Here is a 14,756-nt window from a genome sequence, read left to right as displayed (position 1 = left end):
AAAGGTATTCGTCCAATGCGCTATTAATGCCGCCGTCCTGTTTTCGACGGCCACGTTCTCCGTCCCTTATTAAAAGGGGAATGTCAGGCATTGATAGGTACATCCGATGACGAAGACGTTTATCTCGCTCGATCGCGTTTCTTATACGCTACCCCACGGTCGCCTTCTGTTTTCCGAGTTAACGGAAACCTTCGACACCACGCCCACGGGCCTGGTAGGGCGTAACGGCATGGGTAAAACGCTGCTGGCCAGGCTAATGGCGGGCGAAATCGCACCTTCAACGGGGCGCTGCATGAGCACTGGCGAAGTGCGCTATTTATCGCAACGCGTTACCCAAGAAGCCTCCGGCACGCTAGCCGACCTGGCAGGCGTAGGCACCACTTTAGCAGCACTTGCCCGTATTGAGGCGGGCAGCCCACATCCAGACGACTTTGATGCGCTGGGTGATCGTTGGGATATCCGCCAGACCTTACAGCGAGAGCTAGAGCACAGTGGCCTTGCACACCTTGACGCGACAGCCCCGGCCGCGACATTGAGCGGCGGCCAAGCCATGCGCGTTGCCCTGATCGGCGTGCTGTTATCCAGGGCGGACTTTCTTATTCTGGATGAGCCCAGTAATCACCTGGACGGCCCGAGCAGGGAAGCGCTTATCGAGCAGTTGACCCATTGGCCCAAAGGGCTGCTGGTTGTCAGCCATGACCGACAACTGCTTGCTCACCTGCCGCGTATCGTGGAGCTGTCGCCGCTTGGACTACGCAGTTACGGCGGTAATTATTCCTTTTACGCCGAACAAAAGGCGAGTGAACAGGCAGCGGCTCAAACGAACCTTGAACACCATCAAAAAGACAAAAAACGTGCAGAGCGCGCACTGAATCAGCAGCAGGAACGTCAGGAAAGGCGTCAGGCACGTGGCAACCGCCAGCGGCGCGATGCCAATCAGGCAAAAATCCTGCTGGATCGCCAAAAGGCGCGCAGCGAACTTTCCGTCGGCCGCCTCGCCCGCCAGCAGGCAGAAACACACAGCCAGCACCTAAGCGCTATCCAGCAAGCGCGGGAGCAGCTTGCTGAAGATGCTAATATCGCGCTACATGACATTGCCGTGCAGCCTGCCAAGCGGATGATTGCTGAACTAACCGATATCACGCTTTCTTACGTTGCAGGAAAGCTTAACCTCAGCCTGCAAGGACAGCAGCGTTTAGGCATTGTTGGTTCCAACGGCTCGGGTAAATCCACACTGCTTAAACTCCTGGCGGGGCAACTTCTACCCCAAACAGGCGAAAGCCGTATTCATGTCAAAAGCGCCTATCTCGATCAACACCTGGCCCAACTGGATAAAACCCAGAGCGCTATAGAGCAGTTAAAAGCGGCCAACCGAGCGGCACCTGTCAGCCTGCTGCGAACCCGGCTGGTACACCTTGGGCTTACGGCTGAGAAAATTAGCGTTGCCTGCGCAAAGCTAAGCGGCGGTGAACAGCTCAAGGTAGCGCTGGCGTGCGCGCTTTATGCCGACCCGCCCGCGCAGCTATTGCTGCTGGATGAACCCAGCAACCACCTCGACCTGCCCTCGCTACAGGCACTCGAAAGTATGCTGAGAGGCTACCCTGGCGCGCTGGTAGTGGTCTCTCATGACCAGGATTTCTTACGCCACCTGGCACTGACCGATTATCTGCGCGCCACATCAGACGGCTGGGTACTGGAGCCAGCCACGAACCGCTAATCATGCCACTGGCGTTTGGCCTTCCTGAAGCCAGTGGTCAAACGCCTCGTCTTGAACGGTGTCGCGAGCGGCGTAGTAGACCAGCCGTAGATGGCGGTCTTCATCGACGATCAGCGAGGTATGTTCAAAATCGATCGCTCCTAACGGCTTTAGATGAAAATGGCGAATGCCATGACAAGGCCCGTGGATATCCTGCCCTGCCCACCACGCTTTAAAATCCGGATCCACTTTCACCAAGGTCTTGATCAGTTGATTGATTGCCGGGTCTTCAGGCGCACGGGCCGCATCACGTTTGAAGCTGGCAAGCAGTTGCCGTGCCTGCGCTTACCAGGGGTCGAAAAGAGCGCGCGTAGCCGTATCCATAAACAGTAGCCATAGCAGGTTACGCTGCTCCGGAGGATGCTCGGAGAAGCCAAACAGACGAGCTGCGGCGTGGTTCCAGGCCAGCACATCCCAACGTAAATTCAACACGTACGCAGGCCGCGTGGGCAAGTCGTTCATCAGGCGATGTACCAGCGGCGGTACACTGCACCAGGTTTTCCCCGGTTCAGCGGGAAGACGCTGATGCGCCAGTAAAAAAAGATGACGTCGCTCAATGGCATCGAGCTTTAGCGTGCGCGCAAGACGGTCGAGAAAATCCGCCGAGGCGCGAATATCTCGACCCTGCTCCAGCCAGGTGTACCAGGTCAAGCCTACCCCTGCGAGTGCTGCCACCTCCTCACGGCGTAACCCCGGCGTGCGGCGCCGCTTGCCCACGGGCAAGCCAACCTCTTCCGGTGTTACCTGCTCACGTCGGCTGCGTAAAAACTCCCCTAGCTCTGTGCGGGTGCGTTTTAACGAACGTTCCAGCGCCATCTTATTGCCTTTAGTAATAGTATAAATAGTTAAATTGTACCCCCTTTAAAGCCTCTCCAGAATAGCGCCTTCACCACTTGGTAGCGGTCAGCAACACACGCTAACAAGTACATAATGAGCCTGACTGGAGAGCCTGATGGCGTTTTCTTCTCGACTATCGATTTATCTTATTGCCTTGGGCGCCTTTTCATTAGGTATGGCGTCCTATGTCACCGCAGGGCTTATTCCCCTGATCACCTCTGCATTTCTAGTCTCGGATGCGATGGCGGCACAGTTAGTGACGGCGTTTACGCTGGCATATGGCCTGATTTCGCCCATCGCAGTTGCGCTGCTCCCAGGCAATCAGCAGCGAACGGGGTTAATTATCGCGCTAGCACTTTTCGTTGTGGCGAATGTGGCAAGTGCGCTGGCCGCAAGCTTTGCAATGCTAGTGGCTTGGCGAGCGCTGGCGGGCGTGGGAGCCGGGGTTTATCTGGCATTGGGAATTGCGGCCTCAGCGACGCTGGCGCCTGAAGCGCAGCGCGGCAAAGCCATCGCGGTCATTATGGGCGGCATGGCAAGCGGCACGGTACTTGGCGTGCCGCTTAGTCTGTTACTCGCCGAGCAACTGGGCTGGACATCAGCCATGTGGCTGATTGCACTGCTCGGCGCGACTTCCCTGGCAGGCCTTTACCTTAAGCTACCCGACATTCCCGCTGCGCCTTATGTTTCACTGTGGCGCAAGCTGCCTATTTTGAAGCACCCCGCCACGCTGACCATTTTGGCCGTCTCGCTCTTGGGTGCCATAGCAAGCCTTGGCATGTATACCTTTATTGCTCCGTTTATGGCGGCATCCCCTTCCGGCGAAACCGCGTCTATCGCGCTCTACCTATGGGTTTGGGGCGTCGGCGGGATTCTGGGCAGCTTTTTAATTGGCCCGATTGTGGATAAAAGCCAAGGCTCCAGGGTTGTGCTGGTGATTATGCTGTTATTGGCAGTTTCTCTGATTAGCCTGCCAGTCGCCGCCTCCCTGCACCCATGGCTTGCGCTTGTGCCTATCAGCTTATGGGGAGCCGTTGGCTGGGCGTTACAGGTACCGCAAAATAATGCGCTAATGCGCGTTCGCCAACAGCATGGCGATGGTAATCTCGCGGTGGCGCTGAATGAATCAGCCCTATACCTGGGTAGCGCTATTGGGGCGGCAGCTGGTGGGCTTATGCTTTCCAGCGCGCTACCTGTCTGGATACTTGCTGTAAGCGCCAGTGCGCTAGCAGCCGCTGGGGCACTAGTGCAGCTCACCATGGGCCCGCGGAGTCATTAAGCAATTAGTATTAAATACTTAGCGCACGGCAAGCCGTCAGCGGATAAGAAAGAAGGAAATATTGCCTCGGCCTGGAAAATAAATACAAAAAGCCTTTGACGCGCGACGCCAATCGTGACACTGTAGCGTCAGTTGGTTAGCAAGCAGCATGGTTTCAGAAGTGTACGATCTTTTTCGGCAAGCCTGATATTGTATTCCTTGTTTCACCCGCTACTTAATCTGGGTAATACCAGGAACATCATTACAGCGCATATGCGCGAAAGGATTTAATCATGGCAACTGGCACAGTTAAATGGTTCAACGACACTAAAGGCTTCGGTTTCATCGCTCCTTCTGACGGCAGCGACGACCTGTTTGCACACTTCTCCGAAATTCAGTCTGACGGCTTCAAAACCCTTCAAGAAGGCGCTAGCGTTTCTTTTGACGTTACCCAGGGTAAAAAAGGCCTTCAGGCTTCTAACATCAAGCAAACTTCTTAATATTTATTATTAAGTGTTTGTTCAGACCTTAGGGTCTGACTGACAAGGCCCGCTTCGGCGGGCCTTGTTGCGTTTGGGTTCAGTAAAGTTGTAACCAAACCAAACAAGCCGCCAACCACGGCTTGCCTGCCCTTCTTCTATGCGTTTTTAATCCATTTATTCACTCGCACATCAACACTCACGGTGAGTGTCTCCAGTGCTGCCGCTCTTTCGCGGCCCTCAGCGCTTGCCCGATAAAGATGCGGGGTCATGGCCAGCAGATCCGCAATGGACTCTTTACCATTCAGTGTGAGCGAGTAACTGACCGTTTCAGCTACTTGCGCAGTGAATCCTTCCGGCACTAACTGCTCACCACTGCGCTCAGGCTTGAGCGTTGGATAAATGATTTCGCGCAGCTCGCGCAAATGATTTGCGCCTGCTTCTACCTGTAACAGTATCCCCCCCGGCTTGAGCACCCTGGCAAACTCGCTCATCACGTGAAAGCCGAACATGCATAGCAGCCTATCCAGCGAGGCAGATTGCACAGGCAAGTTAGCGTTACTGCCTACTACCCAAGTGGCAGACGGGTCTTTTTGACGACCCTGCTCTTTATGAAAACTCTGTTTGGCCGAGGCCATGGCCGCCCATTTGGAAATATCCAGGCCAATCAGCTCAAGCTGGGTATTATCAGATGCCGCCTGGGCCAGCTGGCGCAAGTAATAGCCCTCACCACAACCGGCATCCAGACAGCTAAGCGGCATATCTTCCGGCGCGCCGCTCAAGGCAGCGTGATTGATAGCGTCTGCAATGGGCTGATAATACCCGGCATTCAGAAAACGCTGTCGGGCAGACACCATGGCCTTGCTATCGCCTGGGTCGTTTGAACGCTTGTTTTGAACCGGCAAAAGGTTCACATAGCCCTGTTTGGCAATATCAAAACTGTGCCCGGCCGCGCAGCGCCAAGCGCCTTCGGCTTGAGTCAGCGGGTCGCCATCAAGCGGGCAGGCCAGGGCTTTAAACGCGGTTCTATTCATAAAGAAAGCTACGGTTGCTGAAAAGATAACGGGTCATGATGAGTCTCTGCGAACAAGGCAACGATAAAAGGTGGGCAGTTTACCTGACCGCGTCAGTACGTACTAACACGCCGTCGTTGCTTGTTGCCCACTCGCCTTCATCACTCTATTGTTGCGGAAGCTTACGCGCATAGCCCTTGAACAACCCATGCTGCCACTGGCGCACCGCGAGCACCGAGGTAGTACCAAAGCGCTGAGTGATGGGCAGGCTGCTTTCCCGTTCACAGAGTTCATGGAACTCCTTGGCCAGCCGCTGCATGATCTGTTGCCACTCGTCGTTACCCGCCCGGGAGAGCAGGCCGTTGAGGACCAGCAGCTTTTCGCTTTCGCTGTCAAAACGTGAGCGAAAAAAGTCGTTGGCAATATGTTGCTGGAAGAACTGCTGAATAGGGCCGCCAGGCCGCCAGCGAAAATTAGGCGCTACTCTGCGTTTAATTCGGTTACCCGGCAACAGCTGGATAAGGGCAAGCCGTTCAAGCTTAAGCAGTTGCTGGGTGCATTCCGCTTCGCTTAGCTGATACTGATGATGAATCTCAGCAAAGCTATAACCATTGATTACGCAAACGGCAATCAAGAATAGCTTGGGGTCGTCAGCAATACTCTGCTCTTGTGCCTGGGTAAGCTCTTGCAGGCGGCGCTCTTCGGTTTGCATGGTCTGCACCAGCTCGGCAAATTCAAGGTTGAGCTGCTCACAGATGCATTCAAGGCGTGCTAACGTGATATTGCGTTCAGCAAAAAGCCGCTTAACTGAGGCTTCGCTTAATCCAAGCCACTGAGCCACATCGGCGTAGGTTTTTCCCTGCATTCGCAGTTGGCGCTTTAAAGTATTAAGCAGTGAGTCGGTTTGAGACACAGCGACCTCCTGGCGTAAAGTATCGAATAACGATACTTTACCGCACAAATAACGCAACTCATCTTTAAAAGGTTGCGTAAACCAGAGCTATAAAGGAAAGTCCGATGACTTCGAGACGCAAACAAGGCTAACGAACCATGCAACGACTGCTCCGCACGCCAGGTGCCTGGCCTTATCTCATCGCTATCTTTCTCAATGCCTTTATGGATTTAGGGCATAAGATTGTGATTCAAAATACAATCTTCAAAAGCTACGATGGCACCGTCCAGATAGTCTTGACGGCGCTGGTGAACGGGCTGATTCTGCTGCCCTTTATCATGCTGTTCAGCCCTGCCGGTCATGTCGCCGATACCTACCCCAAAGTGCGCATTCTACGCTTTTCGGCGTGGGCAGCGGTGGCCATTTCACTGGGTATTACCGCCGCTTACTACCAAGGCTGGTTCTGGCTCGCCTTCGCCATGACGCTACTTCTGGCGATTCAGTCAGCTTTCTACTCCCCGGCCAAATACGGCATGGTCAGAACCCTGTTTGGTAAGCCGCGTCTGGCAGAAGCCAATGGCCTTATCCAGGCGCTTACCATCGGCGCTATTCTGGCCGGCACAGTGATTTTCACCGCCTTCTTCGAAACCTGGACACCTCTTGCGAACCAATCCCCTGACCAACTGTTGCGCCAAATTGCCCCGCTAGGCTGGTTGCTGGTGGTTAATAGTGTGATTCAGGTGCTGGCTCTTTACCGCTTGTCACTGGATGCCCCACCCACGCCAGGCACGCCGCTTACCTGGCAGCGCTACATTAAAGGCAGCGCTCTAAAAGACAATCTACGCCTGGTGGCATCGCAGCCCGTATTAAAGCTTTCGATTATTGGTCTGGCCACGTTCTGGTCGGTCGGCCAGGTGCTGCTGGCGGCTTTCCCCGCCTATGCCAAAGGTGCTCTAGACATCGGTAACACGCTGGTGCTTCAAGGTATTCTCGCGGCCAGCGGTATCGGCATCGCACTGGGCTCGGTACTCGCCAGCAAGCTTTCCCGCAATCGGATTGAAACGGGTTTGATTCCCGTTGGTGCCCTGGGCGTGGCCGTTGGCTTGTGGTGCCTGCCGCTCCTCACGTCGCCGCTTGGTCAGGCGCTGAACTTTGTGTTTATCGGCTTGATGGGTGGGCTATTTATCGTGCCGCTCAATGCGCTAATCCAGTTCCATGCCGCTGACAATGAGCTGGGTACCGTGCTGGCCGCCAATAACTGGATTCAAAACCTCGCCATGCTGGGCTTTTTGGTGCTCACGGCGCTATTCGCTTTAGCGGGCGTGGATAGCCACTATCTACTGCTATTGATTGCCAGCGTAGCGATGATCGGTGGCGGCTACACCATCGTTAAGCTGCCCCAGAGCCTGGTGCGCTTTTTACTCGGTTTTCTGCTTACCCGACGCTACCGGGTGGATGTTCACGGCCTGGAAAACATGCCCGCCCAGGGTGGCGTGCTGCTACTGGGCAACCATATCAGTTGGGTGGATTGGGCCATGGTGCAGATCGCCAGCCCCCGGCCGGTACGCTTTGTGATGCTTAAAAGCATTTATCAACGCTGGTATCTACGCTGGTTCTTTAAAGCGCTGGGCTGTATTCCGATTGAACGCGGCGTTGGTGCCGAGCAGGCGCTGACAGCGGTCGCCGATCAGCTCAACGCCGGTGAAGTGGTGTGTCTGTTTCCGGAAGGCGCCATCAGCCGCACGGGACAACTGGGCGAATTCCGCAAAGGCTATGAGCGCGCCTGCAAGATGGCCAACCCCGACGTCAAAATCGTTCCGTTTTATCTGCGCGGACTATGGGGCAGCCAGTTCTCGCACTCCTCCAGCAAATTGAAAGAGCTGCGCTATGCGCCGCTGCACCGCTCAATCGTTGTGGTGTTTGGCCGCACGCTACCTAAAGAGACCCCGGCGGACGTGCTTAAACGGCGCATTTTCGAGCAGGCTACCCGCTCCTGGCAGCTTTCGATGGAAAACCTGCATACCCTGCCGGATGCCTGGATACGCAGCGTCAAGCGCCGCCCCGGCCAACTAGCCCTGGCTGACACCATCAGTCGCCCGCTGAGTGCCGCGAAGGCGTTAACCGCCAGCATTCTGATGGCCAAACGTATTCGCAAGCAAAGCAAAGCGCAAAACGTTGGCCTGCTGCTGCCCACCAGCAGCGCTGGCGTACTTGCCAATATGGCGTCACTACTGGCGGGTAAAACGGTAGTTAACCTCAACTACACCGCAAGCCAGGAGGCGCTGGCGTCTGCCTTGGCACAAGCGGAGATTGAAACCGTTTATACCTCGCAGCGCTTTGTCGAAAAGCTTGAACAGCGCGGGCTGAATATTGCCGAGCTGCTTGCCAAGCAGAATGTTGTCTACCTGGAAGCGCTGCAAGCCTCAATGGGTCGGGGTGAGCGCCTGTTTACCTGGCTTTCAGTGCGCCTACTACCTACGGGGCTATTGCGCCTGCTTTATTGCCGAGCGCATGACGCCGAAGCCACCGCAGCCATTCTTTTTTCCAGCGGCAGCGAGGGGCAGCCGAAAGGGGTAATGCTCAGCCACCGTAACCTGATGGCCAACGTGAAGCAGACCTCCGACGCGTTGAACACTGAACATAACGACGTCATGCTGGCCTCACTCCCGCTGTTTCACGCCTTTGGCCTAACGGTTACCCAGTTCTTGCCCTTGATTGAAGGTCTACCGCTGGTGTGTCATCCCGACCCGACCGATGCCGTGGGTATCGCAAAAGCAGCAGCCAAGTATCAAGCGACCATCATGTGCGGCACATCCACGTTCCTGCGCCTGTTTACGCGTAGCTCCAAGGTTCATCCGCTGATGCTGGATAGCATAAGAGTGGTGGTGGCCGGGGCGGAAAAGGTCGACGACAGCGTACGCAGCGCGTTCCAGCTTAAGTTTCATAAGCTGATTTACGAGGGATACGGCGCAACGGAAACCTCCCCCGTGGCGGCGGTCAACCTGCCCGACGCACTGGATATCAACTATCTGCAGGTTCAGCGTGGCGCCAAGGTAGGAAGTGTGGGCATGCCCTTGCCCGGCACGAGCTTCAAGATTGTTGACCCGGAAAGCTTTGCAGAGCTCTCCACGGGTGATGCGGGCATGATTCTGATCAGCGGTCCCCAGGTCATGCAGGGCTATTTGAATGACCCGGCACGCACCCACGCTGCGCTGTGCGAAATTGACCATCAGCAGTGGTACGTGACTAACGATAAAGGCTATCTAGACGAGGATGGCTTTTTAACCATCGTTGACCGCTACTCGCGGTTTGCCAAAATCGGCGGCGAAATTGTCGGCCTTGCCGCAGTAGAACAGGCCGTGAAAGCCACGCTGAACGACCCGGACACGGCCATCATGGCGGTCAACATACCGGATGCAAGTAAAGGCGAGCGAATTGTGCTGCTATCCGAGACACCGCTGGATGCTAAAACGGTCAGGGCCGCGATGCTGGAAAATAGCATATCGCCCATGATGTTACCCAGCTACTGGCTAACGGTAGATACCCTTCCCCGCCTGGGTTCTGGCAAGCAGGATATCGCTGGAGCCAAGCGCTTGGCACAGGAAAAACTAGCCGAAAATGAGAAGCAGCCAGCGCCTTAGCCCAGGCAACCGTGTGTCGGCAGTTTAAGAAGTAGCACGTGTTCACCCCGAACACAGACAGCGCTTCAGCCTTGAGGCGCTACCTGATCTTATCGGCTGAACCTCGGTGTAAATTAGTAGATTTTATTCACTGAAAGCGCTGAGTTTTATCCATGGTTTCTAAATTGATTGTGTATTAGATTGCTACTGGCTATTTCGAGGTAGGGTGTTTCCTCGAAGCCCCATACCCGAAACTAAGGAACGCGTTATGCCCAACCCCGCGATCAATATTTACAAGCAGCGCCGCAGTCAATATGTCATCGGTAAAGATATCCCCATTAGCCAGACTGTAGTAACCGCGCTGATCAAGGAAGCCGTCAAGCAGGCGCCTACCTCGTTCAACTCACAAAGCTCGCGTGCGGTGATTTTGTTCAATGAACAGCACGACAAGTTCTGGCAGCTAGTCATGGATACGCTGCGCAAGATCGTACCGGCTGACTCTTTTGAGCCTACCGAGAAAAAAATTAATAGCTTTGCCGCCGGCGCGGGCACCGTCCTGTTTTTTGAAGACCAGGATGTGATCAAAGGGCTGCAAGACAAATTCCCGCTCTACGCTGACAATTTCCCTGTTTGGTCAGAGCACGCTACGGGTATCGCCCAATTTGCCGTGTGGACAGCGCTTTCAGAAGCCGATATCGGCGCCAGCCTGCAGCACTATAATCCCATCATCGACGACGCCGTATTTGAAGCGTGGGATCTACCGTCTTCCTGGAAGCTGCGTGCCCAGATGCCTTTCGGCTCTCATGAAGCGCCGTTCGGTGAAAAGACCTATATGAATGACGAAGAACGCTTCCGCGTCTTCTCCTAAGCAGCAAAGCCTCCCCGTATAGAAGCGCCTTACCGCCCGCTGGCGTATTCAAACCAGCGGGCGGTAACGTTTAAATACGGCATTTATACCAAGACGTTAGCCGCCCCTGACCTTACGAAGCGGGCTTTTTATTTGAGCTGTCCGTATCGTTAGAACTTTCCGACTCATCTGTATAGCGCGCGCTTTCTGTCTCGCCCGAGCTTTCTGATTCGTCGGAACGTTCTTCGTCTGATGAATCGGATGCTGCATCCGCGCTTTCTTCATGCTCAGACTGGTCCTCGTCTGAATGCTCTTTCTGCTCGGCATCTGCCTTTGACGCAGCCTTCTTGGGCCTTTCACCTTTGGCCACATCGTTATGGCTGATCACCATAACTTCGCGAGGCCACCACTCTGGATGTTGATCGCGAATAAATGTCATCAGCTTTTCTCGAACATTCATTTCCGCGGTCCAGCCGGAAAGCGGGTCAGACGTCATCAAATAGCAGGTAATGGTCTGGGCCGTGGCAGTCTGCCCCGTGACATAGCAGAGCAGCTTATGGTGCTCGACCACACTGTCCTCTTCCTTGGCAACAGCCAGAAACTTTTCTCTGATCACTGAAATATCGGCGCTTAAGTGAAGAATCAGCTCCAGGCCGCGGTATATTTTGGCGCTTTTAACCGAGAGGTTTTCAAAGGGTTTGGAGGTAAAGTAGGTGACCGGCACGATCAGCCGCCGATCATCCCATACCCTCAAACGGATAAACGTATAGAAAATGCCCTCTACATAGCACCACTGCCCTTCGAACATCACCAGGTCGCCGATACGAATCGGTTTAGCAAGCGACAGCTGAAAGGAAGACAGGATATTGCCCAGCACCGTTTGCCCGGCAATACCCACGAGTACCGCCAAGACGCTCGCCGAGGCTAAAATCGATAACCCCAACGTTTCAAAGAGCTGGATCTTGCTTAAAACATAAATCGAAACGCTGATTACCGTAAGCAGAATGATGCCCCGGCGTAAGGCGTATAACGAGGTTAAAAGCTTACGCTCATCCTTGGGTTTGGTGTCGTCAATTTCCCCCACCAGGCGGCGCGTCATGCGCAGCATAATGGTATCTATCAGGCGAAGCGCAATGGTACCGAGGCTCCAGGCCAGTATGGCGATCAATACAATCCGAAAAGTGGTTGTGGCGACAGCGGAAAACGATACGACGTAGTCGAGCAGCGTTTGGGTCACCAACGACATCATGATCAAGGCCATCGGACCTTTAATTCGCGCAGCGAAGATGCTTCGTGCCCCGCTCGGCAGCAAGCGTGCCATCAGCTCAACCAAGTGGTAGCTTCCCCAACCCACGAAGGTAATCACCAACAGAAAAATCGGAATGGCGATCCATTCCCATATCTTGAGCATCCCAAACGATGCCTTTAAGCTGCTGGGAACATACTCTTCCAGCATTGAAGGACCGTATTCTTCATAAAGATCCGGGATATAGGTGATGCTGTCTGGCATGATCAGCCAGACCGGATCCTGGTCATCTAACCGGTAGCGCCCCAGGCGAATATCGTAGTCCTGGCCTTCTATTTTCAGCGACGCAAGCTCAATATCTCGGCGCGGCTGGCCCGCCAGGGGGTTTTGCCCGGTAGGGTCTTCAACAGCGGCGTCCTGACGACCGGAAAGGTTTGAGGCATTCATCCACTCACCGCGCCGCAATACTTCGGCTAACTGACGGGTCAACAACGCGCCTTGGCTCTGCTGCTCTTCCGCTGACAGGTCATTAAGATTCAATACGTGTGCCGCTTCGGCAAACTTTTCCTCGTTGGTTAACCTCAAAAAACTGCGTATCGACTCACGCGGGGTTGCGCGTCGAACGTCGTCAGGCGTCTCATCCAACCCTTCATTTAGCGTACTAATCGCGAACCAACGGCTATCCTGGTCTTCTTCTCCCTGAGATTGCGCCGTGCAGAGGCTGGAAAATACCAATGCTATTACCAGCACTATCCATGTAGGCCACGAGCCGTGTGCTTTCATAATTACTTTATCCATTGAGGTGAGCCGACGTTTGTCCACCAACGTTCAGTAGGTAACACTGTTTTATCCGTGTCAGTGGTGAAACGAATTACAGCCTACCTATGTGGATCAAGCAAGCCAAAGCCTGACCGTCTTATCAGCTTAGTCAGGCTTTAGTCCTACCCAGGCGGCGCTAACGTGCCTTACGCCTAAGCTTTACTCCAGCTTGGTAAGCCGCAGTCGGGCAATTCTGGAAGAGGGCAAAAATGAGTCTGACCGGGCATCTTCCCAGTACTGCTTAAAAACCGTGTGTTCGCATTTTCCAGTGAGCAGCTCATCAGGCTTTAAAAAAGTAAACATCTGGTCGTACGACTGAATCTCATTTTCTGACACCCGGCGAATAATATGCTCAGGCCCCAGCTCACTAGGATGGCTAAGCCCGGCGGCACCCAGCATTTCCGCCAACGCTTTTAAGGTATTGCGGTGAAAGTTGTATACGCGGTCTGTTTTGTCGGCAACATCCAAATGGCGGCTGCGGTTGGGATCCTGAGTAGCCACGCCGCTTGGGCACTTATCGGAGTGGCAGTTGAGCGCCTGGATACACCCTAGAGAAAACATGAACCCCCTGCCCGCATTACACCAATCGGCCCCCAGCGCCATGGTGCGGGCAATATTAAAGCCGGAGGTAATCTTGCCTGCCGCGCCAATTCGAATCTCCTCGCGAAGCCCAGCGCCCACCAGCGTGTTGTGCACCAGCGTTACAGCTTCGGTGAGCGGCACCCCCATACGGTTGATAAACTCAAGCGGCGCAGCGCCGGTTCCGCCTTCACCGCCATCCACCACAATAAAATCCGGCCTTTCACCGCTTTCCAGCATGGCTTTAACGATCGCAAACCACTCCCAGGGGTGACCAATCGCCAGCTTGAAGCCAACCGGTTTGCCGCCGGAAAGCGTGCGCAGCTGGCCAATAAAGCTCATTAACTCCAGCGGGGTTGCGAACGCTGAATGGGCGGCAGGAGAAATCACATCCTGGCCCATAGGCACTTCTCTTGCCTCAGCAATCTCGGCGGTTACCTTGGCTGCGGGCAATATGCCCCCGTGGCCTGGCTTGGCGCCCTGAGAAAGCTTGATCTCGATCATCTTAACCTGATCATCCGCTGCGTTGGCGGCAAAGCGCTCGGCGTTAAACGTGCCGTCCTCATGGCGACAGCCGAAGTAGCCGGAGCCTATTTCCCAGACCAAATCACCGCCATGCAAGCGGTGGTAGCGAGAGATCGAGCCTTCGCCCGTGTCGTGATAAAAGCCACCCTTGTAAGCGCCGGCATTCAGCGCCTCGATGGCATTACCGGAGAGCGAGCCAAAGCTCATCGCCGAAATATTAAACACGCTGGCAAAGTAGGGCTGGCTACAGCGACGATCGCCCACCTGAACGCGAAAGTCAGCGTCTTCAATGGTATGGGGAAGCAGCGAGTGATTAATCCACTCATGGCCCGGCTGATACATATCCCGAAGCGAACCAAAGGGCTTCTTGTCGCTCTCGTTTTTAGCGCGCTGATAGACCACGGCACGCTGCTCGCGGGAAAAGGGCCGTTCATCCAAATCCGACTGAATAAAGTACTGGCGTATTTCCGGGCCAATCGACTCCAGAAAATACCGAATATGCGCCAGCACAGGATAGTTACGGCTCACCGTGCGCTTACGCTGGCGCACGTCATGTAACCCAAGCAATACAAGGCCACCAAACACCACTACACCCAATAACCATATAAGCGAGAAGGACAGCCCTATGAGTGAAATAGCCAACAGACACCAGCAGGCAACAAAGGCAACGTTACGCAGTGGCAGGCGGGTGAGTCCTCTTGCTTCAATCATGTGCGCTAAAACTCCTTGGGGGGCGGATTAATCATTAGCAAAGTAATGACTAGCATAACGTACGCGGCAACCATAAAGGTAAGTTGAGCATTAAGTGTCGTACGAATGCAGCTGCTGGGAGGACAGCGTATTCATGTTCCATTCAGCGAATACGTTTATGCTACGTGCAGCCAA

Annotated in this window: 9 protein-coding genes and 1 pseudogene; 5 read left to right on the top strand and 5 right to left on the bottom strand. The window is 54.6% G+C overall.

Annotation, left to right across the window (positions count from 1 at the left end; translation table 11 throughout):
• Positions 1 to 106: 106 nt before the first annotated feature.
• On the top strand, positions 107 to 1,717 hold the full coding sequence (locus tag ACT3T6_RS03700) for an ABC-F family ATP-binding cassette domain-containing protein (protein WP_192537548.1): 1,611 nt from the start codon (positions 107 to 109) through the stop codon (positions 1,715 to 1,717).
• Here the strand turns inward: ACT3T6_RS03700 and ACT3T6_RS03695 are convergent.
• Positions 1,718 to 2,572, bottom strand: a pseudogene (locus ACT3T6_RS03695) (helix-turn-helix transcriptional regulator).
• Positions 2,573 to 2,708: 136 nt separating this feature from the next.
• On the opposite strand from ACT3T6_RS03695, the gene ACT3T6_RS03690 reads away from it, so the two are divergent.
• Both ACT3T6_RS03690 and ACT3T6_RS03685 read left to right on the top strand, forming a co-directional pair.
• On the top strand, positions 2,709 to 3,872 hold the full coding sequence (locus tag ACT3T6_RS03690; RefSeq protein ID WP_192537550.1) for an MFS transporter: 1,164 nt from the start codon (positions 2,709 to 2,711) through the stop codon (positions 3,870 to 3,872).
• Positions 3,873 to 4,144: 272 nt separating this feature from the next.
• The gene (locus tag ACT3T6_RS03685; protein ID WP_018917934.1) at positions 4,145 to 4,351 is read left to right on the top strand and encodes a cold-shock protein; all 207 of its coding nucleotides are present in this window, start codon (positions 4,145 to 4,147) and stop codon (positions 4,349 to 4,351) included.
• A 137-nt stretch (positions 4,352 to 4,488) separates the two neighbouring features.
• On the opposite strand, the gene ACT3T6_RS03680 is transcribed toward ACT3T6_RS03685, so the two are convergent.
• Positions 4,489 to 5,364 carry a putative RNA methyltransferase gene (locus ACT3T6_RS03680; protein ID WP_192537551.1) on the bottom strand — a complete coding sequence of 292 codons (876 nt, stop codon included), beginning with the start codon at positions 5,362 to 5,364 and terminating at the stop codon, positions 4,489 to 4,491.
• A 145-nt stretch (positions 5,365 to 5,509) separates the two neighbouring features.
• Positions 5,510 to 6,256 (bottom strand): helix-turn-helix domain-containing protein, encoded by a 747-nt coding sequence (locus ACT3T6_RS03675; protein ID WP_192537552.1) that lies wholly within the window; start codon positions 6,254 to 6,256, stop codon positions 5,510 to 5,512.
• Between the two features lie 137 nt (positions 6,257 to 6,393).
• On the opposite strand from ACT3T6_RS03675, the gene ACT3T6_RS03670 reads away from it, so the two are divergent.
• Both ACT3T6_RS03670 and ACT3T6_RS03665 read left to right on the top strand, forming a co-directional pair.
• Positions 6,394 to 9,876, top strand: coding sequence for an acyl-[ACP]--phospholipid O-acyltransferase (locus ACT3T6_RS03670; RefSeq protein ID WP_193055410.1), 3,483 nt, complete (start codon positions 6,394 to 6,396; stop codon positions 9,874 to 9,876).
• 247 nt (positions 9,877 to 10,123) lie between these two features.
• The gene (locus ACT3T6_RS03665; protein WP_192537554.1) at positions 10,124 to 10,723 is read left to right on the top strand and encodes a nitroreductase family protein; all 600 of its coding nucleotides are present in this window, start codon (positions 10,124 to 10,126) and stop codon (positions 10,721 to 10,723) included.
• A gap of 112 nt (positions 10,724 to 10,835) precedes the next feature.
• On the opposite strand, the gene ACT3T6_RS03660 is transcribed toward ACT3T6_RS03665, so the two are convergent.
• Both ACT3T6_RS03660 and ACT3T6_RS03655 read right to left on the bottom strand, forming a co-directional pair.
• Positions 10,836 to 12,731: a mechanosensitive ion channel family protein gene (locus ACT3T6_RS03660; protein ID WP_226912040.1), complete on the bottom strand. Its 1,896-nt coding sequence runs from the start codon at positions 12,729 to 12,731 to the stop codon at positions 10,836 to 10,838.
• Between the two features lie 195 nt (positions 12,732 to 12,926).
• On the bottom strand, positions 12,927 to 14,582 hold the full coding sequence (locus ACT3T6_RS03655) for an FMN-binding glutamate synthase family protein (protein WP_193055409.1): 1,656 nt from the start codon (positions 14,580 to 14,582) through the stop codon (positions 12,927 to 12,929).
• Positions 14,583 to 14,756: the final 174 nt, after the last annotated feature.

Source organism: Halomonas sp. 72 (assembly GCF_052379785.1).
Lineage (GTDB): Bacteria > Pseudomonadota > Gammaproteobacteria > Pseudomonadales > Halomonadaceae > Vreelandella > Vreelandella citrativorans.
This window is presented reverse-complemented; position numbering and strand designations above follow the sequence as displayed.

What these genes read in the sequence shown, in the direction of transcription:
- ACT3T6_RS03700 (WP_192537548.1), top strand. Translation starts at nt 107, where the DNA reads ATGACGAAGACGTTTATCTCGCTCGATCGCGTTTCTTATACGCTACCC.
- ACT3T6_RS03670 (WP_193055410.1), top strand. Translation starts at nt 6,394, where the DNA reads ATGCAACGACTGCTCCGCACGCCAGGTGCCTGGCCTTATCTCATCGCT.
- ACT3T6_RS03655 (WP_193055409.1), bottom strand. Translation starts at nt 14,582, where the DNA reads ATGATTGAAGCAAGAGGACTCACCCGCCTGCCACTGCGTAACGTTGCC.
- ACT3T6_RS03685 (WP_018917934.1), top strand. Translation starts at nt 4,145, where the DNA reads ATGGCAACTGGCACAGTTAAATGGTTCAACGACACTAAAGGCTTCGGT.
- ACT3T6_RS03680 (WP_192537551.1), bottom strand. Translation starts at nt 5,364, where the DNA reads ATGAATAGAACCGCGTTTAAAGCCCTGGCCTGCCCGCTTGATGGCGAC.
- ACT3T6_RS03690 (WP_192537550.1), top strand. Translation starts at nt 2,709, where the DNA reads ATGGCGTTTTCTTCTCGACTATCGATTTATCTTATTGCCTTGGGCGCC.
- ACT3T6_RS03665 (WP_192537554.1), top strand. Translation starts at nt 10,124, where the DNA reads ATGCCCAACCCCGCGATCAATATTTACAAGCAGCGCCGCAGTCAATAT.
- ACT3T6_RS03660 (WP_226912040.1), bottom strand. Translation starts at nt 12,731, where the DNA reads ATGAAAGCACACGGCTCGTGGCCTACATGGATAGTGCTGGTAATAGCA.